This is a genomic window from Caulobacter sp. P1_D6, assembly GCF_056406095.1.
On the sequence record NZ_JBFUAW010000008.1, the window covers coordinates 227,869 to 254,179 of the forward strand.

19 protein-coding genes are annotated in these 26,311 nt (G+C 69.9%); 6 read left to right on the forward strand and 13 right to left on the reverse strand.

The genetic code is table 11. The features are described from left to right. Nucleotides 1–27: 27 nt before the first annotated feature. Nucleotides 28–2,232 (forward strand): TonB-dependent receptor, encoded by a 2,205-nt coding sequence (locus AC1DYP_RS05880; RefSeq protein WP_477045546.1) that lies wholly within the window; start codon nt 28–30, stop codon nt 2,230–2,232. Between the two features lie 137 nt (nt 2,233–2,369). On the opposite strand, the gene AC1DYP_RS05885 is transcribed toward AC1DYP_RS05880, so the two are convergent. After that, entirely contained in the window at nt 2,370–4,319 is a 1,950-nt protein-coding gene (locus AC1DYP_RS05885; protein WP_477045547.1) for a cellulase family glycosylhydrolase, read from the reverse strand. Between the two features lie 95 nt (nt 4,320–4,414). Here AC1DYP_RS05885 and AC1DYP_RS05890 point away from each other — a divergent pair, with 95 nt between their 5' ends. Both AC1DYP_RS05890 and AC1DYP_RS05895 read left to right on the forward strand, forming a co-directional pair. Then, nucleotides 4,415–5,833: an MFS transporter gene (locus AC1DYP_RS05890; RefSeq protein ID WP_477045548.1), complete on the forward strand. Its 1,419-nt coding sequence runs from the start codon at nt 4,415–4,417 to the stop codon at nt 5,831–5,833. Further along, the gene (locus AC1DYP_RS05895; RefSeq protein ID WP_477045549.1) at nt 5,830–7,416 is read left to right on the forward strand and encodes a tannase/feruloyl esterase family alpha/beta hydrolase; all 1,587 of its coding nucleotides are present in this window, start codon (nt 5,830–5,832) and stop codon (nt 7,414–7,416) included. The genes AC1DYP_RS05890 and AC1DYP_RS05895 overlap by 4 nt, the downstream gene beginning before the upstream one ends. Here AC1DYP_RS05895 and AC1DYP_RS05900 read toward each other — a convergent pair. The 12 genes from AC1DYP_RS05900 to AC1DYP_RS05955 all read right to left on the reverse strand — a co-directional run bounded on the left by AC1DYP_RS05900 (nt 7,391) and on the right by AC1DYP_RS05955 (nt 23,218). Then, entirely contained in the window at nt 7,391–8,764 is a 1,374-nt protein-coding gene (locus AC1DYP_RS05900) for an ArnT family glycosyltransferase (protein ID WP_477045550.1), read from the reverse strand. The two genes, AC1DYP_RS05895 and AC1DYP_RS05900, sit on opposite strands and share 26 nt — an antisense overlap. Beyond that, nucleotides 8,761–9,912, reverse strand: a complete 1,152-nt coding sequence (locus AC1DYP_RS05905) for a glycosyltransferase (protein ID WP_477045551.1) — start codon at nt 9,910–9,912, stop codon at nt 8,761–8,763. Before AC1DYP_RS05905 ends, AC1DYP_RS05900 begins: the two co-directional genes overlap by 4 nt. Before the next feature lie 263 nt (nt 9,913–10,175). Next, nucleotides 10,176–11,456 (reverse strand): hypothetical protein, encoded by a 1,281-nt coding sequence (locus AC1DYP_RS05910; protein WP_477045552.1) that lies wholly within the window; start codon nt 11,454–11,456, stop codon nt 10,176–10,178. Between the two features lie 20 nt (nt 11,457–11,476). Continuing rightward, entirely contained in the window at nt 11,477–11,803 is a 327-nt protein-coding gene (locus AC1DYP_RS05915) for a helix-turn-helix domain-containing protein (protein ID WP_477031611.1), read from the reverse strand. A gap of 283 nt (nt 11,804–12,086) precedes the next feature. After that, on the reverse strand, nt 12,087–12,608 hold the full coding sequence (locus AC1DYP_RS05920) for a hypothetical protein (RefSeq protein WP_477045553.1): 522 nt from the start codon (nt 12,606–12,608) through the stop codon (nt 12,087–12,089). Between the two features lie 135 nt (nt 12,609–12,743). Beyond that, nucleotides 12,744–14,318 (reverse strand): serine hydrolase, encoded by a 1,575-nt coding sequence (locus AC1DYP_RS05925; protein ID WP_477045554.1) that lies wholly within the window; start codon nt 14,316–14,318, stop codon nt 12,744–12,746. Next, nucleotides 14,315–15,436: a YkvI family membrane protein gene (locus AC1DYP_RS05930; protein WP_477045555.1), complete on the reverse strand. Its 1,122-nt coding sequence runs from the start codon at nt 15,434–15,436 to the stop codon at nt 14,315–14,317. Before AC1DYP_RS05930 ends, AC1DYP_RS05925 begins: the two co-directional genes overlap by 4 nt. Further along, nucleotides 15,433–16,488 (reverse strand): N-acetyltransferase DgcN family protein, encoded by a 1,056-nt coding sequence (locus AC1DYP_RS05935; protein ID WP_477031607.1) that lies wholly within the window; start codon nt 16,486–16,488, stop codon nt 15,433–15,435. Before AC1DYP_RS05935 ends, AC1DYP_RS05930 begins: the two co-directional genes overlap by 4 nt. Nucleotides 16,489–16,492: 4 nt before the next feature. Next, nucleotides 16,493–18,730 (reverse strand): TonB-dependent receptor, encoded by a 2,238-nt coding sequence (locus AC1DYP_RS05940; protein ID WP_477045556.1) that lies wholly within the window; start codon nt 18,728–18,730, stop codon nt 16,493–16,495. A gap of 143 nt (nt 18,731–18,873) precedes the next feature. After that, nucleotides 18,874–20,166, reverse strand: coding sequence for a peptide MFS transporter (locus AC1DYP_RS05945; protein WP_477045557.1), 1,293 nt, complete (start codon nt 20,164–20,166; stop codon nt 18,874–18,876). Further along, a complete protein-coding gene (locus AC1DYP_RS05950; protein ID WP_477045558.1) occupies nt 20,163–21,176 on the reverse strand; it encodes a dipeptide epimerase in 1,014 nt (337 codons plus the stop codon). Before AC1DYP_RS05950 ends, AC1DYP_RS05945 begins: the two co-directional genes overlap by 4 nt. Next, on the reverse strand, nt 21,176–23,218 hold the full coding sequence (locus AC1DYP_RS05955; protein ID WP_477045559.1) for a serine hydrolase domain-containing protein: 2,043 nt from the start codon (nt 23,216–23,218) through the stop codon (nt 21,176–21,178). The genes AC1DYP_RS05950 and AC1DYP_RS05955 overlap by 1 nt, the downstream gene beginning before the upstream one ends. A 135-nt stretch (nt 23,219–23,353) precedes the next feature. Here AC1DYP_RS05955 and AC1DYP_RS05960 point away from each other — a divergent pair, with 135 nt between their 5' ends. From AC1DYP_RS05960 to AC1DYP_RS05970, 3 genes are all read left to right on the forward strand, one after another. Continuing rightward, nucleotides 23,354–24,001 (forward strand): helix-turn-helix domain-containing protein, encoded by a 648-nt coding sequence (locus AC1DYP_RS05960; protein WP_477031602.1) that lies wholly within the window; start codon nt 23,354–23,356, stop codon nt 23,999–24,001. Nucleotides 24,002–24,183: 182 nt separating this feature from the next. Further along, complete coding sequence (locus AC1DYP_RS05965; RefSeq protein WP_477045560.1) at nt 24,184–25,359, forward strand: acyl-CoA dehydrogenase family protein; 1,176 nt, start codon at nt 24,184–24,186, stop codon at nt 25,357–25,359. Next, entirely contained in the window at nt 25,356–26,306 is a 951-nt protein-coding gene (locus AC1DYP_RS05970; RefSeq protein WP_477045561.1) for a D-isomer specific 2-hydroxyacid dehydrogenase family protein, read from the forward strand. The genes AC1DYP_RS05965 and AC1DYP_RS05970 overlap by 4 nt, the downstream gene beginning before the upstream one ends. Nucleotides 26,307–26,311: the final 5 nt, after the last annotated feature.

Below are 26,311 nucleotides of genomic sequence, written 5' to 3' on the forward strand. Positions count from 1 at the left end.
ATGATCAGGTTGAAGACAATGCTAGCCGTGGGCGTCTCGCTCACCGCCCTGGCGGCCGGCCGGGCCATGGCCCAGGAGACCAAGTCCGGCGACGTGATGATGATCACCGAAGTGGTCGTCACCGCCCAGAAGCGCGAGGAAAAGCTGCAGGACGTGCCGGTGGCCGTCAGCGTGGTCGGCGAGACCGAGCTGCAGCGCCGCAACATCGGCAACATCGACCAACTGAAGCTGGTGGTGCCCAGCTTCGAGGCCACCTCGTTCGGCGTGTCGGTGCGCGGCGTGGGCACCTCGACCTTCTCGACCTCGATCGAGCCCACGGTCTCGACCGTGCTGGACGGCGTCGTGCTGGGCCGGCCCGAAATGGCGCTGGGCAGCTTCTACGACGTGGCCCGGGTCGAGATCCTGCGCGGTCCGCAAGGCATGCTGTTCGGCAAGAACGCCTCGGCGGGCCTGGTCAGCATCACCACCAACGCGCCCAAGATCGGCCGGCTGGAGGCCATCGGCAACTTCAACCTCGGCGAGGACGGCTACAACAAGTCCGACGCCACCGTGAACCTGCCGCTGGGCGACAAGGCGGCCCTGCGGGTCGGCGGCTTCGTCAACAAGCTGGACGGGGTGCTGAACAACAAGTTCGACGGTCGCCGCTTCAACGGCAACGACGAATGGGGCGGCCGCGCCAAGCTGCTGTGGCGGCCCAGCGACACCGTCGACCTGCTGATCACCGCCGACTACGCCAAGCAGGACCAGTCGCTCACCTGGTCGCCCTACGCGGTCAATCCGGTCGGCGCCCTGGCCTTCGTCTATGCCGGCTGCGGCGTGAAGGCCTCGCCCGAGAACACCGACCTCTGCATCGACGGCCCGCAGTACAAAGACCGCGAGAACTATGGCTTCGCGGCCCAGGTCGACTGGAGCCTGCCGGGCGGCCAGACCCTGACCTCGATCACCGCCGGCCGCCGCGACTTCGATTACAGCAACGGCGACTCCGACAGCCTGCCGATCAACATCCTCAACGACAACATCTCCAACCAGGACCTGCGCCAGGTCAGCCAGGAACTGCGCCTGGCCTCGCCGACGGGCGGCAAGCTGGAATACGTGGCCGGCCTCTACTACTACCGCCAGAAGACCAACCAGGTGACCGACCAGACCGGCACCTTCGGGGTCTTCCCGGCCCCGGTGGTCAACTCCACGATCAACAGCCTGGTGGACGCCACCAGCTACGCCGCCTTCGGCCAGGCCCACTATCAGCTGAACGACAAGCTGGCCCTGATCGCCGGCGCTCGACTGACCCACGACAAGGTCAGCCTGGACTTCCACCAGTTCACCCGTCCGGGCTTCTTCGGGATCAACCCCACCGTCACCTTCGACGACACGGCCAAGGAAACCAACGTCTCCTGGCGGCTGGGGACCCAGTACCAGTTCGCAGAGCGGACCATGGGCTACGCGACGATCTCGCGCGGCTACAAGGGTCCGGGCTTCAACCAGACCGGCGTCAGCAACGCCACGACCAGCCAGGAGGTCGGCCCCGAGATCCCGACCAGCTACGAGCTGGGCGTGAAGACCACCCTGCTGGGCGGATTGGCCGTGCTGAACCTGGCGGCCTTCAGCACCAAGTTCGAGGACTACCAGGCCCAGACCGTCGACTTCACCCTGACCCCGCCGGCGTTCCGGACGATCAACGCCGGCGACCTGAAGACCAAGGGGATCGAGGCGGACCTGACGGCGATCCTCGCGCCCGGCCTGATGGTCACCGCCGCGGCGGCCTATATCGACGCCCGCTACGGCGACTTCGCGCCGATCTCGTGCGACCCGCTGGTGACGCCGACGGGCTGCGTGCTGATCGCGCCCGGCCTCTACGGCTACGACGCCTCCGGCCAGCGGCTGAGCGGCGTGTCCAAGTGGAAGGCCAGCTTCGCGGCGATCTACGAACGTCCGATCGGCCACGGCCTGGCGTTCAACGCCTCGGCCGACTACGGCTGGCGCGACCGCTACAGCGCCTCGGCCACCGGCGATCCCGCCACCCAGATCGACAGCTACGGGATCCTGGGCGCCACCATCGGGATCGGGTCCGAGAACGACCGCTGGAAGCTGGCGGTGTGGGGCAAGAACCTGACCGACAAGCGCTATCCCAGCGCCCTGTTCGGCACCCCGTTCGGCGGCAAGGGCGACTATAGCCAGGTGCTGACCGGCGACGCCTTCCGCCGCTACGGCGTCACCCTGAACCTGCGCTACTGACGAAAGCGGGGTCGGCCTGCGGTCTTGCAAGCCAGGCCGACCTCGAAACGCCGAGGCCCGAGGCTTCGCGTTCGCTGGCCGGAGGGGGAAAATCCCCTCCGGTCTTTTTCGTTCGGGGACCCGGGCGAACGGGGGCCTCAGGCCCCCTCCACCACGATCTCCACCGGACCGGCCTCGACGGCCCAGACCCGCACCGTCTGCGCCGCGCGGTCATGGGTCCAACGGGCCCCGGCTTGCGAGACGCTGACCCGCACGCCGTTCGGGAAGCGGACTTCGGGAACATAGATCTCGGTCGGCGCCGCGATGGCGGGATCGGCCTCCACCCCCAGCTCGAAGCGTCCGTCGGCATAGGCCATCGTGCTGATCACGCCCTGGGTCAGCGGCGCGTAGGGCCGGCAGAAGCCCAGCAGGCCGCGCGCCCCCGCGTCGGGATCGTTGCGCCCCGGATCGCCGGCCTGGTCGGGCGAGAAGATCGACAGGTCCTCCTGGTTCCAGCCGTCGCCGATCCGCAGGTCGTTGCGGTTGCTGGCCGTGTAGTTCCACTGGGTGGACGACAGCTGCAGGGCGTCCAGGGCGTCGTACATCAGCGACAGGGCCTGGGCGTGGGCGGTCCATACACCCTCGCCGCGCTCGCCGCGCGCCCAGGCCTCGAAGGCCTCGCCGTCGTTCAGGTCATAGGGAATGCCGAACTCGCCGATCAGGGTCGGCGCGCCGTCCTGGCCGAACCGCGTGCCCAGCCAGCCGATATAGGCCATCTGGTTGAAGTAGCGGGCGCGCAGGGCGTCGGCGTCCTGGTCGGGGTCGAACCGCTTCTTGCGCAGGATGTCGATGTCGTACCAGTGCGTGGCGTTGACGCTGCGCTCGGGCATGGCGTCGGGGAACATCCGGCCGGTGCCGACCAGGTACGGGCAGAGCTCGGCGAACAGCAGCCAGTCGGGCCGCACGGCGCGGATCGTCTGCGCCACCCGGGCGAAGAACGGCGCCATGCACTGGTTCTCGTGATCGATGGGCGCGCCGTCGCGCAGGCGGAAGAAGTCCTCGTCCAGCACCTGGTCGCCCGCGTCATCGAACCGCCAGGCGCCGGCCCGTTCGAACGGATCGGGGCCGTCGTCCAGCCAGATCGAGGCGCCCGTCAGATTGGCCGGTTCCTCGTCGATGACCCGCAGCACGCCGCGCTCGTCGCTCCAGCCCAGCCGGGCGATCGACACCGTGCGTCCGCGCGCGGCCCGCAGGCCGTCCAGCGGGGTCCAGGCCCGGCCCGGCCAGATCGGCAGGGGATCGGCCGGGGTCGCCTGGAGGCGCGGCGCGCTCATCGGCAGGCCGACCCAGCCCAGGCCGGRCTCGTTGAAGCTGTCGAAGCCCACGACGTTGTCGAGGTGGGCCACGCGCCGGGCCACGGCCGTCATCGCGCCCAGATAGTGGTCCTGCAGGAAGCGCTGGACGTTGCGGCCCTCGATCTTCCAGTCGGGCGTCAGGATCTCGCCGGCGAAGAAGGCGGTCCAGGCGATCCCGTTGGCGGCCAGGCGATAGTTGCCGGCCCAGCTCATCATCGGATAGCGGTCTTCCTGCCGCGCCTCCTCGCTGGCGTAGTCGTAGCGGTGCTGCATGACGTGGGCGGCGTCGGCGGCGTCGAACCGCGTGAAGTCCAGGCCCAGGGCCTCGAACACCCAGCCCGGCGCGCCGTCGCCGCCGCTCATCCGACTCCAGACGTCCTGGTGGAAATCGACGAACACGAACAGGCCGTGGGCCCGGGCCCGTTCGACCACGGCGGCGAAGTAGTCGAGATAGTCCTCGTCGTAATGACCAGGGCCAGCATGCTCGACCGCCTCCCAGGTGGTCAGCAGGCGCAGGGTGTTGAAACCCCAGCGTGCGATGCGGCCCAGGTGCTGGTCGGCCTCCTCCAGGGGGAACGGCCGGCCGACGAAGCTGACCGTGCGATGGTCGGAGAAATCGCTGGGCCGGTCGGTGCCGCCGTCGGGCCAGGGCACCTTGCAGTCGCCCCCCAGATTGACCCCGCGGAGGATGGCGTGCCGCCCGTGCGCATCGACGAACCGGCTTCCACGAACATCGATCAGCGGCTTTGACATTCCATTCCCCCAGAGGCATTGTGATTTCGTTATACAACTGGTGAATAAACGGGGCGCGCCGATTGGTCCAGCCCCGACGAGGAAACGGGGAAGAGATGCCAAGCTTGACGCAGGGCGACGCGCCCAGGCTGACGGCCGTCCGCAAGGCGGCGATCGGGGTCGGTGATTTCGGGTTCAACCTGTATTGGCAGACGGCCGGGCTCTACCTGCTGTTCTTCTATACGGACGCCCTGGACCTGCCGGCGGCGACGGCCGGCTTCATCTACATGGCGGCCCTGATCTGGGACGCGGCGCTGGACCCGATCCTGGGCGCGCTGGTCGACCGCACCCGCTCGCGCATGGGCCGCTATCGTCCGTACCTGCTGCTGGGCGCGGCGCCGCTGGCCCTGGGCTTCATGGCCCTGTTCGTCGGTCCCGCCGCCCCGACCGCCGGCGCGATCGCCTTCGCGGCGGTCACCCACATCCTGTTCCGCACCCTCTACGCCGTGGTCTCCATCCCCTATGCGGCCCTGTTCGCCCGCATCACCCAGGACAGCACCCAGCGGGGCGACATGGCGGGCGTGCGGATGGTGTTCGGCACCCTGGCGGCGATCGCCGTCGCGGCCCTGACCCTGCCGCTGGCCCAGGCCCTGTCGACGCCCGAGGCGCCGCGTCGCGGCTGGCTGATCGTCGCCGCCGTCTACGGCGCGATCTCGGCCCTGTGCCTGCTGGCCGTGGCCTGGGCCGCGCGCGGCCTGGACGTCGCCGACGAGGCGCCGCCCGCCCCGCGCCCGGTGCGCGACGTCGTCCGCAGCCTGCTGGCCAACCGCGCCCTGCTGCTGGTGCTGGGCGCGGTCGTGCTCAGCGCCTTCTCGGGCACGATGTTCTCCAAGAACCTGCTCTACTATTTCAAGTACGTGGTCGGCGACGCCAAGCTGGGCAGCGCGGCCCTGGCCGTGGGCGCCCTGACCGCGGCGATCTGCGTGCCCGCCTTCGCGGTGATCGTGCGGCTGGTGGGCAAGCGCGCCGCCTGGCTGATCGGCGCGGTTCCGGGCCTGGCCGGCCTGGTCCTCTGGCACTTCGCCGACGGCCAGGGCGTGACCCTGCTGCTGGCCGCCGTGGTGCTGCAGGCCATGGGCCTGGCGTCCTACATCGTCTGCTTCTGGGGCATGCTGCCCGACACCGTCGAGTACGGCGAATGGCGCACGGGCGTGCGCACCGAGTCCCTGGTGTTCGGCCTGCTGGTCCTGGGCCAGAAGGCCGCGCTGGGCCTGGGCGCGGGCTTCCTGGGCATCGCCCTGACCCACGTCGGCTACGTGCCCAACGCGCCGCAGAGCCCCGAGACCCTGGCCGGCATCAAGGCGATGATGTTCTGGATCCCGCTGGTCGGCGGCCTGACCTCGGCCGGGCTGATCGCCTTCTATCCGATCACCCGGGCGTCGCACGAGAAGATGGTGGCCGAGATCGCCGCCCGCTCGGCCGACGCGCCGGTCGCCCCCACCAAGATTTCCCTGCAAGAAACGGTGATCCAATGAGCTCCGCCGCCGTCGCCTCGATCGCATCCCTGGCCGCCGTCGGCGCGGCCATGCTCGCCGGCCAGGCCCAGGCCGCCACGTCCTGCGACGACCTGGCCAAGGTGAAGATCCCCGGCGCGACCATCACCGCGGTCAAGGCGGTGCCGGTCGGCGGCCTGCAGGAGATCGAGGTCTTCGGCATCCCGCCCCTGCCCAGCGCCGCCGCCTATTGCCGGATCAACGCGACCCTGGCGCCCACCCCGTCCTCGTCGATCAAGGTCGAGGTCTGGCTGCCGACCGAAGCCAGCTGGAACGGCAAGTTCATGGCCACCGGCAACGGCGGCTACGGCGGCACGCTGGGCGGTCCGCGCCTGGCCATGCGCCCGGCGGTCAAGGCCGGCTACGCGACGGCCGGAACCGACATGGGCCACACCGAGGACGGGGCCGGCGGCGACGCCAACTGGGCCCTGAACCAGCCCGAGAAGATCGTCGACTGGGGCCATCGCGCCAATCACGAGACCGCCGTCTTCGCCAAGGCCCTGATCGCCGCCCGCTACGGCAAGGCTCCCAAGCGCGCCTATTTCTCCGGCTGTTCCGACGGCGGCCGCGAGGCCTTGATGGAGGCCCAGCGCTATCCGGGCGACTTCGACGGGATCGTCGCCGGCGCGCCGGCCGCGCCCTGGACCCGGCTGATGGGCAGCTTCGCCTGGTCGTGGAAGGCCGTGCACGAACGCCCCGAAAGCCGCCTCACCGAGACCAGCCTGGCGATCGTCCAGAAGGCGGTCCTGGCCCAGTGCGACAAGCTGGACGGCGTCGCCGACGGGGTCATCGAGGATCCGCGCCAGTGCCGCTTCGATCCGGCCGTCGTCCAGTGCAAGGACGGCAAGACCGGCGACTGCCTGACCCCGCCGCAGGTCGACGGCCTGCGCAAGCTGTACCAGGGTCCGCGCGGCGCCGGCGGCAAGGCGATCTTCCCCGGCTATCCGGCCGGCGGCGAAGCCGTGCCCAACGCCTGGCCGCTGTGGATCAGCGGCGAGAAGGCCCAGCACCCGTCCTTCGCCCGGTCGTTCTTCGCCAATTTCGTCTATTCGGACACCGGCTGGCAGCTGGCCCAGCTGAACCTGGATCGCGACCTGAAGGCCGCCAGGCGCCTGGCCCCGACCGTCGCCGCCGACAACCCCGACCTGTCGGCCTTCAAGGCCAAGGGCGGCAAGCTGATCCTCTATCACGGCTGGGCCGACGCGGCGATCACGCCCTATTCGACGATCCAGTACTACGACGCCGTCCGCGCCAGGATGGGCGTCAAGTCGGCCGACGGCTTCTCGCGGCTGTTCATGGTTCCGGGCATGTCGCACTGCTTCGGTGGTCCGGGCCCCGACACCTTCGACATGCTGGCCACGCTGGACGGCTGGGTCGAGGGCGGCGCGGCGCCGGACGTGGTGATCGCGGCCAAGACCGACAACGACTATGCCGGCCTGCTGGGCTTCCCGGCCAAGACCCTCAAGACCCGCCCCCTCTGCGCCTATCCGCAGACGGCCCAGTGGGACGGCAAGGGCTCGACCGATCAAGCCGCGAGCTTCAGCTGCAAGAACCCCGCGTCCTAGCCGTCGACCATCCTCCCCGCGCGGCGGAGGAGCCTCGAACGACGCCGATCGCGCCGTTTTCCCGCATCAGGTTCAGGTGGCCCGCGAAGGGGTAGCGCGTGGGCAGGCAGGACCCGGTCAGGTGATACAGCAGCGGATCGCCGTTCCAGACGTAGAGGCATCCGTTCAGGCGGGGACGGATCGCCTCGACCATGGCCGTCATTTCCGCCTGGCCGCCCCGCTTGAGGTGCATCTTGCGGACCACCGCCACATTGGCGACCGCGCCGGACAGCAGCATCAGCGCCGCCGCGACCAGGCCCAGCCGGTATGGGCGATAGAGGAACAGCGGCGCGCAGGCCACGGCCAGCGGCGCGAAGAGCGGCAGGGCGTAGTGATCGAAATAGGTGCCGAACGCCAGGTAGCCGAGGATCGCCGCGGCCAGCCAGGCCAGGGCGAACTTCATGGTCGACGGCCCGCGCGGGAAGGCCCGCCACGACGCCAGCAGCGTCGCCAGGACGACCGCGAACACCGGGATGTGCAGCAGCTTCCAGGCCTTGGCCAGGCGTCGCGCCAGTTCCTGCGGCGGCGCGCCCGAGCGATCGCCGATCGACAGGAAGTTGGCGTAGATGAAGGCGTCGGCCTGGCCGATCCAGGCGTACCAGTAGAAAGCGGCCAGGGTCGGCGCCAGGGCGACGGCGATCCAGATCGCCGCGTCGACCGCCAGGCGGCCCGGCCGACGGCTGACCCGCCACGACGCCCACATCAGCGCCAAGCCAAGGAAGACGCCCTCGAACACGGCCGTGTACTTGACCTGCATCGCCACGCCGATCAGGCCCATGGCCAGGGCGCCCTTGCGCCGGATCTGTTCGGCCGAGACGCCGCCGGGCGTCACGGTGGTCAAGGTCGCCAGGGCCGCCCCCGCGACGAACAGGTTGTAGAAGACCGGCGCCTGCCCGCCCGATCCGCCGACCAGGCCCAGCAGCAGCAGATAGATCACGCCGGCGATCGTCGCGGCCTTCAGCCCGGCCATCGGCGCGGCCATCCGGGCGACGATCAGGGCCGTGCCGGCGGCGAACAGGGTGGCGACGACCTGGTACTGGACGATCCCGTCGCCGCCCAGCAGCCGGATCGCGGCGAACAGCACGAACAGGCCGACGGGCTTGCGGTCCCAGATGTCCACATACGGAACGGCCCCGTGCAGCATGCGGTCGCCGACCAGCAGGTAGAAGTTCTCGTCGACATGGATCAGCGGATTGCCGAACTGCGCGCACCGGATGGCGAAGGCGGCCAGCAGCAGGATCAGGCCCACGACCGCCCAGCGCCGGCGGCCGTCGAGCGCCGACAATCGTTTCAGCAACGACCCGCTCATCGGATGGTCCTCCCCGCCCAGGTCGCGAGGATCGTTCCGGCCTTGCGCACCGCCTTGGCCGGACGCCAGGTCAGGCGCTGCACGGCGCGATAGTTCCAGAACGCGCCCGCCAACGCGCCGGCCGCGCCGGCCGCGAACCAGGGAACGTCCAGCGCATGCAGTCCCGCGCCGACCGCCTCGCTGACGGCGGCCCCGCCCAGGCAGGCGACGTAGAAGCTCGCCAGGCCTTGCCAGAGGGCGCGGCCGTGCAGGCGGCGATCCCGGAACGTCAGGCCGTTGTTGAGCATGAAGTTCCAGTTCATCGCCAGGAAGATGGCCGCGCTCTGGCCCAGCCAGAACGGAACGCCCAGCGCCCGTCCGGTGCTCAGGGTCGTCAGGTGGACCAGCAGGCCCGTCAGGCCCACGAACAGGAACTGGGTCATGCGCGCCGACAGGGCCCCGCCCGTCCGCTTCTCGACCAGCAGCGCCAGCAGATCGAAGACGACCCGCAGGTCCAGCTTCGATACGCCGCCGACCCGGGCCCGCAGGGCGGTCGGGACCTGCAGCAGCTTCGGCCGACGACGGTCCGAGGCGACGACGTCGATCAGGATCTTGAAGCCCAGGCCCGACAGGCGCGGCCGAACGGTCTCGTACCAGGCCCGGGTCATCAGGAAGCAGCCGCTCAGCGGATCGGCCAGGCGCAGGCCCAGCAGCAGCCTCGAGACCTCGACGCCCGCACGGCTGCCCCAGTGGCGAAGGCCGGTCAGCCCGGACCCGCCGTTGTCCAGGTAGCGGCTGGCCACCACGACGTCGGCGGGCGTCTGGGACAGGCGGTCCAGCATCCGCCGGATCAGCCGGGGATCATGCTGGCCGTCGCCGTCCATGACCGCCAGGGTCTGGCCCCGCGCCGCGTCCCAGCCCGCGATCGCCGCCGAGGCCAGACCGCCGGCGCCGTGGCGGCGGATCAGGCGAACCGCGGGTCGCCCCCGGGCGCGGTCGAGGACGACCTGCGCCGTGGCGTCGTCGATGGAGTCGTCGACGACGATGATCTCGTGCGGGATCCCCGCCAGGTCGGCGATCACGTCGTCGAGCACCCCGCCGATCGCCTCGTGCTCGTCGAGGGTGCAGATGACCACCGACACCCTTGGAAGGGGCTGAGGCGTCGGCATGGGAACATCGCGGCGCGGCGCGGCGAGCGCGCCAGATATGGAGCGTGGGAACATGGATGGGGTCCGGGTTGCGGTCGGCTGAGCCGTCGCCTGAGAAGTGAAGCCCAGGCCTGATCGGTGGACGGACCGGGCGCCTCGCGAGGGCGCGCGGCCCCTGGGGCGGCGTCACCCGAACCCTATGTCACATAGTTTTCGCTTGTCTAGTTATTACTATACATCCGACGCTGCATCGTCGCGTCGGGCATGCGCCAGGCGGCGATCACTCAGCCGATGATGTCGGTCCAGCCCGACCAGCTCTCGCTGGGGGCGATCAGGCAGGGGTCGAATCCGTGGTCGACCGGCGCGGGATCGGCCGGCGCGGCGTGGCCTTGGGGCCCGATCAGCACGTAGCCGTCGACATGCCCGTTGCCGTCGAGATCGACCTCGACCTTCTGGCCGCCGCGGGCGTCCGGAGGCGTGTCGACGGGTTCGTTCGACGGCGGCACGGTGACGACCTCGCCCTTGGCGGTCACCAGGCGGTCGCCTTCGCGGGCGCTGTAGTCGAGGATCGTGCCCAGCAGGGTGTCGGCGTGGTCCATCACCTTGGGCGCGCTGATCACGAAGGTGTCGGCCCCGCTGCCGCCGGAGGCGAGGGCCTGGGACGTCAGCACGATCCAGTCGTCGCCCGCTCCGCCGTCGAGGATGTCGGCCCCGCCGCCGCCGATCAGCACGTCGTCGCCGTCGCCGCCGACCAGGTGCTCGGCCTCGGCCCCGCCGACCAGGACGTCGTCGCCGTCGCCGCCGCGGATCTGCACCAGCAACGCCGCCTTCCCGTCCACGTGGAGGGTCTCATGGATCGCCTGCCCATCGGCCCGCGAGACCTGGGCGACCTGGGCGACCTGGACAGGCGCGGCGGCCTCGGCGACGACGGGATGCGAAACGGAAGGGGGCGGATCGTCCCTGTCGGCCGGCGCGGGCGCGAGCGCCGCGAAGACCGGCGCCGACCGTCCGTCCGGATCGTCGACGCCGGCCCCATGCGCCGGCGCGTGGCCCGCCGTCTCGGCCTCGATCGGCGCCAGGTGCTGGGTCGGCCCCTTCGTCGCGTCCGCGATGGGGGTGTCGGCGATCGGCCAGGCGAGCCCGTCCATGCCCTGGGCCTGGTGGTGGCGCAGCGCCTCCTCCAGCAGGGCCGCGACGGCCACGAGGATCATCATGTCCACGCCGCTCTGCAGCCTGGCGAACGGCACCACCACGCCCTGGCGTTCCGGCTCGGGCCTCAGCCATCGTCCGAGCGCTTCGCGCAGGTTGTCGCCGCGCGAGACGACCTCCTCGCCGGCCACGTGCACGAGGAACTTGTCGGCCAGACGGGCGACGTGGACCAGGACCTCGCCCTCGCCGTTCATCACCGCGCACCACGGCGCGCCGTCGTCGGTGGCGCCGAACACCACCTCTAGGTCGCCGCCGCCCGGAAAATGCTCGGTCAGGGCCTGGAGCCGGCCGCGCTCGGCCGTGGTCCATTGGCCGCTGTCGCGGATCCATTCGGCCAGGGAAAGGATGGTGCCCACGTCAGGAAACTCGCCGCGGCCTAGGCCTGCGCCTGGCTGGCCGGGGCGGCGTTCCCGAACAACAACCGGTGCAGCTCGGGCTCATAATAGGCCAGCAGCGTCCTGGCGAACTCCGCCTCGTCCAGGCGCAGCGCCTTGGCCCAGGCGGCCTGGGTCTCGATCGGCAGGCGGCCGACCCCGCTCTCCACCTGCGAGACGAAGGTGTAGTAGCGCAGCCCGACCTCGTCGGAGAGCTGAGCCTGGGTCAGGCCCGCGCGCTCCCGCGCGGCCTTGAGCCAGCGCCCCGCCTCTTGCCGCAGGACCTTGGTCTGCGCGGCCTTGGCGGCGTCGGGAGCGGATCGTGACATGCGGCATCCTGGTGATCTGGCGGCGCCGGACGGGCTGGTCGCCGCGCCGACAACAGTAATTATGCAATGCTTTATCACGCAATGCCAGCGGGTGGATGCGCCGGGGACGTCCGAAAGAGGGCGCCCTTGACTTCAGTTATAACTAGATGCGATAGAATGCATCTCGCCGCCGGATCACTGATCCAGGATCACCGATGATCAAGTCTCCCCCCGACTGATCGCAGGTCGATCCGGCGGCGTCCCTCGAGGACCGCCACGCCGGTTCTCGTTCCTCCGCCAAACCTCACCCGCCATCATCGCCGACCAGGGCCTGGGCGTAGTGGTGGCGTTCGATGATCGGCCGGCAGAACCGCAGGACGCCGTCGATCACCGCGGGCTCGGCCAGGATGGCCCTGAACCAGGCGTTGGCGTCCGCCGTGTTGGCGTGGACCAGCGTGACCCGGTAGCTGTGCTTGCCGGTCACGGCCGCCGCGAGGGACACGTGGGCGTCGCCCGCCAGCCTGGCCTCCAGCCGGCGCAGGTCGTCGGCGTCCATCAGACGCGTGCGCAGGTCGACGATGGAGTGGCAGGCGTTTTCGGGCAGCCTGACGCGGTCCACCAGCTTGAGCATCCCATTGCGCCTGACACGCATGAGGAGTCGGAAGGCGGTCGTCTGCGAGACGTCGAACAGCCGCGCCAGCTCCAGCGTCGTGGGCAGGGGCCGGCCCTCCAGCCGGGCCATGATCTGAAGGTCCGCCTCGAAGCTGTCGCCTCCGGCCGCGAGGCCGCGGGACGGTTTCAGCGATCCGGGTCTGAGCTGGTTCACGGGCGCCTCGCCTGGTCTTCAGACGGACGCCCTCGCCCTTCCGCGACAGCGTGACCTAAGCCCAGGCCCATACCGATGGCAATCAAAATTCTCTGATCAGAGAATTTAATCTCGAACAGAGAATCAGCCGATGTCCTACGGCTGCGCGGCCTTCGGCGTGAACAGCAGGTCCTGGTAGTCCCAGCTGAAGTCGGCGATCGGCGAGACCGGCTTCATGGTCACCCGCTCGACGCCGCCGTCGGCGTTCAGGCCGAAGGTGACGTAGGCCGGCTCCAGGGTCTTGTCGTCGAAGCGGGTGACGAAGCTGTCGTACTGCCAGTGCTCGAGCTTGCCGGCCATGCGCGGCGTCGACTTGAAGTCGATGCGCAGGCCGTCGGCGCCTTGCGTCACCGCGATGTCGCCGTACCAGGGATCGCTGTAGGTCCCGGCATATTTCGCGGTCGGCAGGGAGGGGCCGACGCCGGCCGGCTTGGCCTGGGCGCCGCCCAGGCTCTTCAGCGCCCCGGCGACCAGTTGCTTCTTGTAGGCGATGTAGCGCTCGGTCCACGGCTCGGGCTTGAGGCCCAGATAGTGGTCCAGCAGTTCGAACATCAGGCCGCGCGGCAGCTCGCCGTCCTCGCTGTTCAGCTCGATCGAGAAGCCGACATTGCGGTCGGGGATCAGCACCACCACGGTCTTGAAGCCGAACACCGCGCCGCTGTGCCAGACGATCTGGGTCCCACGGTAGTCTTGGATGTCCCAGCCCAGGGCGTAGGCCGAGAAGGTCGGCTTGGTGATCTCCATGCCTGGCGGGACCCTGTCGATCGGCTGGATCACCTCGGGCCGCCACATGGCCTCGTGCTGGGCCTCGCTGAACAGGCGCTTGCCGCCGGGCAGCGCGCCATGGGCGAGCTGCAGCTTGAGCCACTTGGCCATGTCGTTGGCGCTGACCGCCATGCCGCCGGCCGGGGCGGCGCTGGTCGCCAGTTCCTCGCGCTCGTCGAGCACCTCCTGGTCGCCCGCTCCGCGCAGGCCGCCGTTCATGCGGGCGTGCGGCTGGGCGCGGTTGGCGAAGTCGAAGCGGCGGCCGTCCGTCGTGGCGGTCGCCATGCCGGCCGGCGCGAAGACGTGCTCGCGGACGTAGTCCTCCCAGGTCTGGCCGCTGACCGCCTCGATCAGCTGGCCGGCCACCATGTAGAGGACGTTGTCATAGGCGTAGCCGCTGCGGAAACTGGTCGCGGGCTTGAGGTAGCGCAGGCGGCGCACGGCCTCGGCGCGCGGGATGTTGCTGCGGGGCACGAACAGCAGGTCGCCCTGCCCCAGGCCCAGGCCGCTGCGGTGGACCAGCAGGTCGCGCACGGTCATCTCGCGCGTCACCCACGGATCGTACATCTGGAAGCCCGGCAGGCGCTCAGTCACCTTGTCGTCCCACGACAGCTTGCCGGCGTCGACCAGGGTGGCCAGGGCCGCCGTGGTCACGGCCTTGCCGGTCGAGCCGGTCATGAACAGGGTGTCGGCGTCGACCTTTTCGGGGCTTCCCTGCCTGCGCACGCCCCAGCCCCTGGCCAGCACCGTCTGGCCCTCGTCGACGATGGTGATCGACAGGCCCGGCGCGCCGACCTTCTGGCGCAGCTGCTCGACATGGGCGTCGAAGCCCTTGGGCGGCTGGACGACGGGACCGGCCGCCATGGGCGCGGCCTGGAGCGCGGCGGCGAGGACGAGGCTGATCATGGGACCTCCGTTTGGAAGGCGGGACGCCGGACGAGACGAAACAGCCCCAACGTCGCCAGCGGAACGACGTAGAGGGCGATCAGGGCGTAGGCCAGCAGGCGATAGCCGCCGGCGATCAGGCCGACCAGCCCGACCCGCTCAGCCAGCAGCATGCAGAAGACCAGCAGACCCAGCGCGCAGAGCGCCCGGGCCCGAACGCCGAACGTGCGTCCCAGCCGCGCCTGGAAGGCCACGGCGACGCGCTCGTTGATGGCGTGCACCGCGCCCGTGCCGCTTTCCAGCAGGGCCGCGAAGACCATCAGCTGGAACAGCAGGCGGAAGACCGGCAGGTCCAGCTTGGCCAGCAGCACGTCTGACGGCAGGGCCGCCCCGCCGACCTCCGGCGCGTAGGCGCACATGCACACGAAGAAGACGAAGGCCGGGATCATGGCCAGCGGCCCGGCGATCAGGCCCGCGGTGACGGCGTCGCGGTCGCTGAGCAGGTGGCGGGTCACCGGCAGGATGATCACCGCCCCGATGATGTTGTAGCCGGCATAGGTGGTCCCGCCGATCAGGGCGTCCGCCCCGACCTGGACCGGAACGGCGAAGGCCGCGGCGATGTCGTGGCCGAACGCGCCCAGGGCCAGCACCAGGAAGAGAGCGTAGACGCCGTAGAGCAGGATCGACACCCAGGCGAACAACTGCTCGACCAGCCTGTTGCCGAAGGCGGCGAAGACGGTGACGCCCAGCAGCAGGGCCAGCATGCCGGCGAACCTGGGCGCGCCGAACAACGCGTGGCCGATCTCGCCCGCCGCCGCGCCGAACACGGCCAGCACCACGACCACGAAGAAGGCGTAGGCCAGCTCGAACGCGATCCAACCCCGCCCCAGCAGGGCCTGGAAGAAGCTGCGATAATCCCGCGCCCCGGTCGCCCGCGCGAACAGGAAGGTCAGGACGCACATGCCGCTCCAGATCAGCGTCGCCAGGGTCAGGCCGACGAGGCCGCCCCAAGGTCCGGACGGCAGGAAGAACTCGGCGATCTCGCGGCCCGTGGCGTAGCCGCCGCCGATCACGGCCGCCTTGAAGGCCAGTCCCGGAAGCAGCCAGCGGCTGAACCGACCGGGCGTCTTGACGGTCATGCGAGGCAGGCGTCCAGCAGGCGCTCGAACGCCGGCCCGCCGCGCAGCGGGTCGGCGGTCGGGAGGCCCAGGCGCGCGGCCGTCGCCTCGATCTCGGCCAGGGCCGCCTCGGGCGACAGCTTGCCGGTGTTGAGGCTGATCCCCGCGCAGCGGATGTGCGGGCTGGTCACCCGTCCCAGGGCGATGGTCGCCGAGATCACCGCCTCGATCGAAGGAATGGCGTGGCCGGCATGGCCGAGGATCTCGGTCCGCCCCGGCTCGTGGCAGACGACGAAGGCGTCGGGCTGGCTGCCTTGCAGCAGGCCCACCGACACCGCGCCATAGGCCGGGTGCAGCAGCGAGCCCTGCCCCTCGATCACGTCGATGTGGCTCCGCGCGGCGGCCGGGCTCAGCATCTCGGCGGCGCCGGCCACGAAGTCGGAGACCACCGCGTCGATCGGCATGCCCGCGCCGGCGATCATGATCCCCGTCTGGCCCGTGGCGCGGAAGTCGACGTCCAGGCCCCGGCCCTTCAGCGCCCGGGCGATCGCCAGGGCCGCGTACTTCTTTCCCAGGGCGCAGTCGGTGCCGACGGTCAGGATGCGGTGTCCCGAGCGTGGCTTGCCCGAGCCGACCGGGATCCCCGGCGGCGGGGTGCGCACGTCGATCAGCCGCCGCCCGGTCCGCTCGGCAGCCGCCTTCAGCTGGGGGATGTCCGACAGCCGCGCGTGCAGGCCCGAGACGATGTCCAGCCCGGCCTCCAGCGCTTCGACCAGGCCCCCGATCCAGGCCGGCGGGATGATTCCGCCGGCGTTGGCGACGCCGATCACCAGGCCGCGCGCGCCCATGGCCGCCGCCTGGGCGGGGGTCATGGCCGGCAAGCCGGTGCTGACCCGCGCGCCGGGCAGCGCGAACTCGCCGACGCAGCGCTCGCCCACCCAGTCGCGCAGGCCGAACGCGGTCTTGGCGTAGCCGGCCTCGACCGTATCGCCAAGGAACAGCAGGTACGGCGACGGCAGGCCGCCGATCTCCCCCGAAGCTTCGTCACGCGGGGCCCTGGCGATGGCGCTCATGCGATCAGAAGCCTGCGGTCAGGCTGACGCCGATGGTGCGCGGCCGGATCACGCCCGTGCCGATCGCCCCGTTCGGATAGATCGGCAGGCCGTTGGCGGTGACCGCGCTGGTCGAGGTCTTGCCCTCGGCGTCGGTCAGGTTCTTGACGTAGGCCTCCAGGTCGACCCGGCCGAAACTGATCCCCGCGCGCAGGTCGACCACCTCGTAGGAGTCCAGTTTGCGCTGGGCGCCGTTGGCGGCGCGATAGTCGGCGTCGAAACTGCCGCTCTGCTTGCCCATCACCCGCAACGAGGCGCCGACATAGGCCTCCTTGTCGCCGATCGACCAGCTGTAATCGCCGTTGAAGCCCAGGCTGATCTTTGGCGTGAACGGCAGCTGGTCGCCCTTCTTGCCGCCGACTAGGTCGCTGGTGTCGCCGGACAGCTTGGCGTCGGTATAGGCGCCGTTGGCCGACACCGTCAGGCCGGACGCCAGGCGCGCGGTGGCGCTGAACTCGACCCCGTCGCTGTCGGCGTCGGCGCCGTTGGCGTTGATGCCGAAGTTGTTGACCACCGTCAGCAGCTGGATGCCCTTCCAGTCGATGTGGTAGACGGCCAGGTCCAGGCTGAAGCGGCGATCGGCGCTCTCGCCCTTGAAGCCCGCCTCGTAGCTGGTGACCTTGTCCGGCGCGAAGCTGGTCGGGGTGTCCGCCGGGGCGTTGGGCGGCAGCACGTTCGGGCCGCCGGGCCGGTAGCCGTTGGCGATCCGGCCATAGATCGAGCGGCGCTCGTCCAGCTTGAACTTCGGCGCCACCGAATAGGTGAAGACGTTGTCCGAGGACCTCAGGTCGCTGTTGATCGGAATGCCGCCGGCCAGCACGCCGTCGGCCTCCTGGCTGGCGGTCTGCTTGTTGTGGCTGTAGCGGCCGCCGACGTCGATGTCGAAACGCTCGCCCAGGTGCAGGGTGCCGTTGGCGAAGCCGGCATATTCCTTGTAGCGCGAGTTCAGGTTCAGTTCGGCCAGCAGCGGCAGGCCCGAGAGCTCGGTCAGCGTGCCCGGCGTCACGGCCACGTATTCCTGGAAGATCAGGCCCTTCTCGTCGGTGTAGTAGCCGCCGACCAGCCATTCGAACGGCGCGCCCTCGTTCGAGGCCAGGCGCACCTCCTGGGTGTATTTCCGGTTGTTGGTCTTCTGGCCCAGATAGAGCTCGTTGGCCGGGCCGAACACCGCTTCGATCAGGCCGCTCAGATTGGTCGTCGCGTCGTCCCGCTTGGTCTGGTTCAGTTCGGTGTAGCTGCTGGACGACGTCAGGGTCGCGAAGCCCAGGTCGTAGTTGAACAGGCCGTTGTAGACTCGGTAGTCGATGTCCGAGAACGACGGCACGAACTGCGACAGGCTCGGCCTGCCGTACAGGGTCTTCAAGGTGTCGGGATCGCTCTCGGCGACGGTCGAGCCGTCGGCCTTGATGTCCTGCAGCATGGCGGTCAGGCGCAGGTCGAAGACCTCGTTCGGCTTGTACAGCAGCGAGACGCGGCCGCCATAGACTTCAGTGTCGTTGATGTCCTTCTCGACGTCCGAGCCGGCGGTGCCGATCGAGTCGATGAAGCCGTTTTCCTTGCGGTAGAAGCCCGAGCCGCGCACGGCCACCGTCGGGCTCAGCGGGATATTGACCATCGCCGTGGTCCGATACGACAGGCCTCCGCCCTTGGTGTCCTCGACCGAAACGCGGCCCCGGGCGCTATAGCCGTCGGTGTCGGGCGCGTTGGTCACGAACTTCAGCAGGCCGCCCATCGAGCTGGCCCCGTACAGCGTGCCCTGCGGCCCGCGCAGCACCTCGATGCGGGCCACGTCGAAGGTGTCGAAGTCGCCGGCCAGCACCGCGCCGTTGACCAGGGCGCTGCTCGAGCCGAACGGCGTCTCGTCCATGTAGATGGCCACGGTAGAGGCCACGCCGCCGGTGTTGACGCCGCGCATGACCAGACGCCCCTCCCCCGGCCCGCTCTGGGTGAGCTGCAGGCCGGGTACGAGCTTCAGGTAGTCGGTGAAGTTGGTGGCCTGCTGGGTTTCCAGCGTCTCGCCCGAGACCACCGAGATGGCCTGGGGAATGTCGATCAGGGTCTGCTCGCGCTTCTGCGCGGTGACGACGATCTCCTCGATGATCGACGCGTTCTGCTTGGGCTCCTCGGCCGCGAAGGCCGGAGCCTGGGCCAACAGCGTCCCGATGGCGCTGGAGATCAGTAGGGCCTCACGATTGATTTTCATCCCATTCCCCCTTGTTGAAGCGCCCCCGCCGGCGCTGGAGTCCGCTCGGATGTTCCCGTGCTCGACCCCGGTCATTACGTAAATTTAATCCTGATCAGGACACTTTTATCCCAATTAGAGAATTGTCAACGGCAATCGCGCGGTCAGGCGGACGGTTCGCCCGCTTCGACGCGGCGCGCCCAAGGATCGATCAGTCGCAGGAGGATCGCGGCGACGACGGCCAGTCCGGCCAGCAGCGCGAAATAGGCCGTGTGGGACATCCGGCCCCATAGAGTCCCCACCAGGCCCGCGCTGAGGCTGCCGGCGAAGATGGTCAGATACCAGGCCGCCACGGTCGTCGCCCCGAATCCGGGCGGGGCCAGGCGCGCGAACAGGCCCAGGCCCGTCGGCAGGATGAACAGCTCGCCGAAGGTGTAGACCCCGAAGAACGCCACCAGCCACAGCCAGTGCGCCTTGCCGCCGCTGAAGGCGTCGACGGCGCAGAGCATCAGGTAGGCGCCGGCCACGATCAGGGCCCCGGTCGACATCCGCAGGGCCGGCGAGGTGTCGCGTCCGGCGTCGGCGCGGCTCTTCCAACTCGCCAGCAGCATCGGCGTCATGGCCATGACCAGCAGCGGATTGAGCGACTGGAACCAGGTCATCGGCACGGTCCAGGATCCCAGCGCCCGGTCGACGCCCGCGTCGGCCCACAGGGCCACCGTGTTGCCGGCCTGCTCGTAGGCGCCGCGGAAGACGGTGACCGACAGGGCGACGGCGGCCAGGACCAGGACGGTGGGCAGGCCCATCCGTCCGCGCGCGGCCAGCGACGCCGGCGGCGTTGGCGCGGCCCGCGCCCTTCCCTGCTCGGCCGGCAGGTAGCGTTGCCCCCAGAGATAGATCACAAGGCCGGCCAGCATGCCGATCCCGGCCGCGGCGAAGCCGACGTGCCAGCCGAACACCTCGCCCAGCGTGCCGCAGATCAGCGGCGCCAGGAAGCCGCCGATGTTGATGCCCAGATAGTAGACGTTGTAGGCCCAGCCGCGCCGGGGATCGCCCTCCGCGTAGAGGTCGTTGATCTGGCTGGGCAGGGTGGGCAGGAACAGGCCGTTGCCCAGGGCGATCGTGGCCAGGGCGACATAGAGCAGGTTCTCGAAACCCATCATGAAATGGCCGGCGGCCATCACGCTGGCGCCGATGATGATCGCCCGGCGCTTGCCCAGCAGCCGGTCGGCGATCACCCCGCCGACGATGGGGGTGAAATAGGCGCAGGCCGTGTAGGTCCCATAGATCAGGGACGCCGTCCCCTGGGCCACCAGCAGCTGCTTGGTCATGTAGTAGACCAGCAGGGCCCGCATGCCGAAGTAGGAGAACTGCTCCCACATGTTCGTCAGGAACAGCACGGTCAGGCCGCGCGGCTGACCGAACCAGGGCGGGGCGTCCAGCGCCGTCCGGCTCATGCGGCGGCCGCCGCGGCGGGGCCGCCCCAGACGCCGTCGTCGGCCCAGACGGTCCCGTCGCGATAGACCACGCTGGGAGGCCGGTCCTTGGCCAGGAAGGTCGGGCCGTCCAGATCGACCAGATCGCAGACCTGGCCCAGCACGAAGCCCGGCCCCGTCGCCAGGCTGGTGCCCACCATGGTGCCGACCATGACGCCCAGGCCCAGCCGCCGCGCCTTGGCGGCCATCAGCAGGCCCTCGGTCAGCCCCCCGCACTTGTCGAGCTTGATGTTGATCACCTGGAAGCGCCCGACCGCCGCCGCCACGTCGGGCAGCGACACCACGCTCTCGTCGCCCGCGATCGGCACGGCGCTGTCGAAGCCTTCGAGCTGGGCCTCGCAACCGCGCTTGAGCGGCTGTTCGAGCAGCGAGACGCGCTCCTCGACCAGAGTGGCGACCAGGTCGTCCAGCTGGTCGCGGACGAAGCCCTGGTTGCCGTCGACGCCCAGCCAGGCGTCGGGCCGCGCCGCCCGGATCGCCCGCACCCGCGCCTGGTCCAGCGACAGATCGCCGGTCAGCTTGATCTTGATCGACCGGGCTTGGGCGTAGGCCACCGCGCCCTGGGCCATCGCCTCGGGCGTGTCGGCGCCCAGGGTGAAGGTCGTGCGCAGCGGCCGGGGCGCGTCCAGCCCCGCCAGCCGCCAGACCGGCTGGCCGGTCCGGGCGGCCTCCAGCTCCCACAGGGCGCAGTCGACCGCGTTGCGGGCGCCGCCCGGCGGCAGGATGAACCGCAGGGCCTCGCGCGTCGGCCCCGCCTCGATCGCCGCGCGGACAGCCTCGATCTGCGCCCGCATGCCGTCGGCGGTCTCGCCCAGGAAGAAGACCCCGGACGCTTCACCTCGCCCTTTCGCGCGTCCGTCCGCCAACGTCACGACGATGATGTCGCAACTGTCGAACACATGGCCGGCGATGCGAAAGGGCTGGGCCAGCCGCAGCGTTTCGCTGGCGATGTCCAGGGTCAGCGGGCCCATCAGTAGTGCACCGACATCGCCAGCAGATGGAAGGTCAGGGCGACATAGAGCAGCATCAGCGGCGCCAGCAGCATCAGCACGCTCCACGCCTTGCGACCCCAGCGGCGTCCGTCCGTCCAGGTCAGCCACAGGTTCCACCCGGCGGTGAGCACGGCCAGCGGCAGCACGATCCAACCCAGCCCCTGGAGCAGCATCAGCACGCCGTCCATTCCGCCGGCCATGGCGGCCGCGCTCGACGTCAGCTTCGTCACGCCAACGCCCCAACCGACGATCAGGGCCAGCAGCAGACCCGCCCCGGCGCGCGCGGCCCGCGAGGCGGTCAGCGCCTTGCCCGAGATGTCGGCGCTGGTCTTGTAGCGGCGACGCACCAGGGCCACGACCGGCCAGTAGAAGAAGGTCAGGAGCAGGACGCCGACGCTGGCGGCGATCGCCGGCAGGAGCCAGGCGCTGTCGCGGCCCGCCGGGATGCGGTCGAAGACCATGAACGGCGAGCCGAAATCCCAGCTCCAGCGGACGGGCTTGCCGTCGACCACCTGGGCCGCCAGGCGATCATGGCCGCCGACCTCGCGCCAGACGTAGGGAGCGACCTCGACCCACGCCTTGGGACGGCCGTTGGGGCCCAGTATGCTGGGCACCACCAGCTCGCCCTTCGGCCCGACCGCGACCTTGGCCTGACTCAGCATGTAGAACAGCGACAGGAAGGTGCTGTCGGCGCGGCGGCTGACATCCCATGTGCCGGCCATGGCCTTTGCGTGTTCGGCGGCGGTCTTGGGGTCGACCTTGCCGCCCCCCGCCCAATTTGGCCCGCCGGCGGACGGCAGGTAACGGTCGGAGAAGTCGCGGAAGATGGCCGTGCGCAGCACGCCCGCAGCGCCTTCGCGACCGCCGCTGTTGAGCGACAGATAGAGGCCGACCCCGTCGTTCATGTAGAGGTGCAGCGAGGAGTGGAAACCCTCGGTGTCGCCCAGGTGGCCGATCACGGTCCGGCCGTTGATCGAGGTCTGGAAGAAGCCCAGCTCCATGCGGTCCAGCGGCGGGATCAGCGAGCGCGGATCGACCTTGTCCAGCGGGCTGTCGTGCATGGTCTTGGCCGTCTCGGCCGACAGGATGCGCGCCCCGTCCAGCTCGCCGCCCTGCAGCTGGGCGATCATGAAGCGGCCCATGTCCGAACCCGTCGACGAGGCCGAGCCGGCCGGGGCCGGGCCGACGATCTCGAAGCCCTTCGAAGGCTTGCCGGGCTTGTCGTAGCCGGTGGCGTCACGGCCGACCAGGTTCGCGGGCAGCGGCTGCCGGAACGTGGTGTTCGGCATGTTCAGCGGACCCATCACGTGGCGGTCGAGATAGTCGTTGAACTTCTCGCCCGACACGCGCTCGACGATATAGGCGGCCAGGGCCGTGGCGTAGTTCGAATAGGCCGGCGTCGTGCCGGCATCGAAGATGCGCTTGGGCACATGGTTCTTCAGGTACGCGCCCAGCTCCGGCTCTGGCTTGCCATAGAAGATGAGCTCTTTGACCACTTCCTCGAAGCCCGCCGTGTGGGTCATCAGTTGGCGCGTCGTCACGGGCTTGCCGTTGCGCGCCGGAATCTTGAAGTCGAGATAGGTGTTGATGTCGGTGTCCAGGTCGATCTTCCCGGCCTCGACCTGCTGCATCACGGCGGTCCAGGTGAACAGCTTCGAGATCGAACCGGGCCGGAACAGGGTCTTGTAGGGGTCGACCGGCGTGCCCTTGTCACGGTCGGCGTAGCCGAAACCGCGCGTCGTCAGGATCTGCCCGTCCTTGACCACCGTGACCACCGCGCCGGGAATGTCTCCCGTGCGCAGGGCGTAGGGCATGTAGCCGTCCAGCCAAAGGTCAACGTCGGCCTTGGTCAGGACAGGGTTGGCCGACGGGGCGGTCAGGGCGGACGTTGCCGCCGCGGGAGGTCTTCCTGCCTTGACGACCGGCGGCGTCGCCGTCTCCTGACGCGTCTGGCCCTGGGCCGAGCCCAGCCCCGCCAGCAGCGCGAACACCGCGACTGCGGCCCCCTTGATCGCTCGCATTCCTTGACTCCCCTCGGCCAATGGCAGGATTGCTCCCACACGGCCCAGCCGATAAATTGGGAAGCAACTATCCTGATCAGGACAATTGCTATCCTGATTGGAGAATTCGTCAACAGCCATGAGGAGTCGCGGCGCGTGCCTGCAAACCCCCACACGCTTGGAACCCTGCTTCGTGGCCTGAGAGATCGTGAGGGTTTGACGCTCAAGCAGATGAGCGAGAAGAGCGGCATCCCCGTCTCGACGCTCTCCAAGGTCGAGCACGACCGCCTGACCCTGACCTATGACAAGCTGCACCAACTGGCCCAGCGCCTGGGCATGCGCATGTCGGAACTGTTCGCCGAGGACGCGGCCAGCCCGCCCCAGGCGGTCACCGCTCGCCGCAGCCTGGGCGAGGTCGAGCGCGCCGTGCGCGTCGAGACCCCGAACTACGACTACTATTACCTGCACACCGAGCTGCGCGGGAAACGGATGATCCCGGTGATCACCAAGATCCGCGCCAAGAGCGCCGAGCAGTTCGGCGATCTCGTCCGCCACGCCGGCGAGGAATACATCTACGTGCTGAAGGGCCGGATCGTCGTGAACACCGAGTTCTACGACCCCGTGATCCTGGACCAGGGCCAGTCGATCTATCTCGACTCCAGCATGGGCCACGCCTACCTGGCGGCCGAAGGCTGCGACGAGGCCGAGGTCCTGGGCGTGATGTCCAGCGAAGACGAAGAGCTGATGAAGGCCCTGCTGGATATCCACGAGGACCAGAAGCAGATCCACCTGTCGCGCGCCTGATCGCGGACGGACCATCAGAAACCCTGATAAGGCTTCTTAGGATAAGTCTATTGATTCAGTAGGAATTAAGCGCCCTTCTCTGGGAAGAAGGGCGCTCGCGCCGCAACGGTTCACGGAACGGCGCCGCCCATGCCCTCGACGGTCACCCCCAGAAACTCTCAGCCGCCCCGCGAGGTCGCACCGTGAGCGGCGCCGCTTTGCGGGTGACCGAAGCGCCGCCCGCCCTGCCCGATCTCGACACGGTCCTGCCCGGCCTGACCGCCGCCTTCGCCGCCACGGCCGGCCGACACGACCGCGAGGCCAGCTTCCCGACCGCCAATTTCGCGGCCCTGCGCGACGCCGGCCTGCTGGCCCTGACCGCGCCGCGCCGGCTGGGCGGGCTGGAAGCCGACCTGCCGACCGCCCTGAAGGTGGTCTCCGCCGTCGCCCGGGGCGAGCCGGCCACGGCCCTGGTGCTGGTCATGCAGTACCTGTTCCACGCCTCGGTCGAGGGCCGCTCCGGCTGGCCCGAGCACCTGAAGCAGCGGGTGATCGGCGAGGCGATCACCGACGGCGCCCTGATCAACGCCCTGCGGGTCGAGCCGGACCTGGGCACGCCCGCGCGCGGCGGCCTGCCCGCCACCATCGCCCGCCGCACGCCCGAGGGCTGGAGGATCAGCGGCCGCAAGATCTACTCCACCGGCTCCACCGCCCTGACCTGGTTCGTGGTCTGGGCCCGCTCGGACGATCCCGAACCCCTGGTCGGCGGCTGGCTGGTCCGCGCCGACACGCCGGGCGTCGTCATCGAGGAGACCTGGGATCACCTGGGCCTCCGCGCCAGCGCCAGCCACGACGTGATCTTCGAGGACGTGCTGGTTCCGCTGGACCACGCCCTGGACCCGCAGCCGGTCGGCGCCCCGCCGCCCTATCCGGCGACCTTCGCGGCCTGGTCGGCGGTGCTGACGGCGGCGATCTACGACGCCGTGGCCCGGGCGGCGCGCGACTGGCTGGTCGAGTTCCTGGCCAACCGCAAGCCGGCCAATCTGGGCGCGGCGCTGTCCACCCTGCCCCGCTTCCAGGAGGCGGTCGGCGACATCGACGGCTTGCTGCTCTCCAACCGCGTCCTGCTGGACACCGCCGCGCGCGACGAGGTCGGCGGGGTCGAGGCGGGCCTGGTCAAGCACCTGGTCACCGAGAACGCCATCAGCGTGGTCGAGAAGGCCCTGAAGCTGACCGGCAACCCCGGCCTGACGCGACACAACGACCTGGAGCGCCATCACCGCGACGTGCTGTGCGGCCGGGTCCACACACCGCAGTCCGACGTCGTGCTGACCGGCGCCGGCAAGGCCGCCTTCGCCGCGCATGAGGCCGCCAAGTGAGCCGTCTCGTCGTCGCCAGCCAACTGCCCGAGCTGTTCAACAGCGTCTTCGCCCAGCATGTCGGCGACGCCGAGATCATCGCCGTGCCGCCAGGCCTGCACGCGCCGCTGCCCGACGACGCCAAGGTCCTGGTCGCCGCCCCGTTCCGCAAGGCCGGCGGCGTGCTGCCCGCCAAGGCGCCGCCCGGCTGGCCCTATGACGTCCAGTGGGTGCAGCTGGTCTCGGTCGGCATCGACTTCTATCCCGACTGGCTGTTCGACGGCCCGGTGGTGACCTCGGCGCGCGGCTCTTCGGCCGTGGCGTTGGCCGAGTTCGCCCTGGCCGCCATCCTGGCCGAGGCCAAGCGACTTCCCGACATCTGGATCGACAAGGCCGAGCGCTGGTCGCCGTCGCCGCTGAAACTGATCTCCGGCACCACCCTGGGCCTGGTCGGCTTCGGGGCGATCGGCGAGGCCCTGGCCCCGCGCGCCCAGGCCCTGGGCCTGGATGTCATCGCCACCCGCCGCTCGGACAAGCCGATCCCGACCCCGGGCGTCGAGCGCGTCGCCGACCTGAAGACCCTGTTCGCCCGCAGCGACCATGTCGTTCTGGCCGCCCCCGCCACGCCGGAGACCCAGCGTCTGATCGGGCGCGAGGTGCTGGCCGCCGCCAAGCCCGGCCTGCACCTGATCAACATCGCCCGCGGCGCCCTGATCGACGACGAGGCCCTGCTGGAGGCGCTGGACGACGGCCGCGTGGCCCGCGCCAGCCTCGACGTCACCCATCCCGAGCCGCTGACCGAGGGCCACCCGTTCTACAGCCACCCCAAGGTCCGGCTGTCGCCGCACACCTCGGTCCATACCCCCGACACCCGCATCAACCTGGCGACCCGCTTCGCCGAGAACCTCGCCCGCTTCCGGTCCGGCGCGCCCCTGGCCGACGTCGTCGATCTGTCGCGCGGCTACTGAAGGAC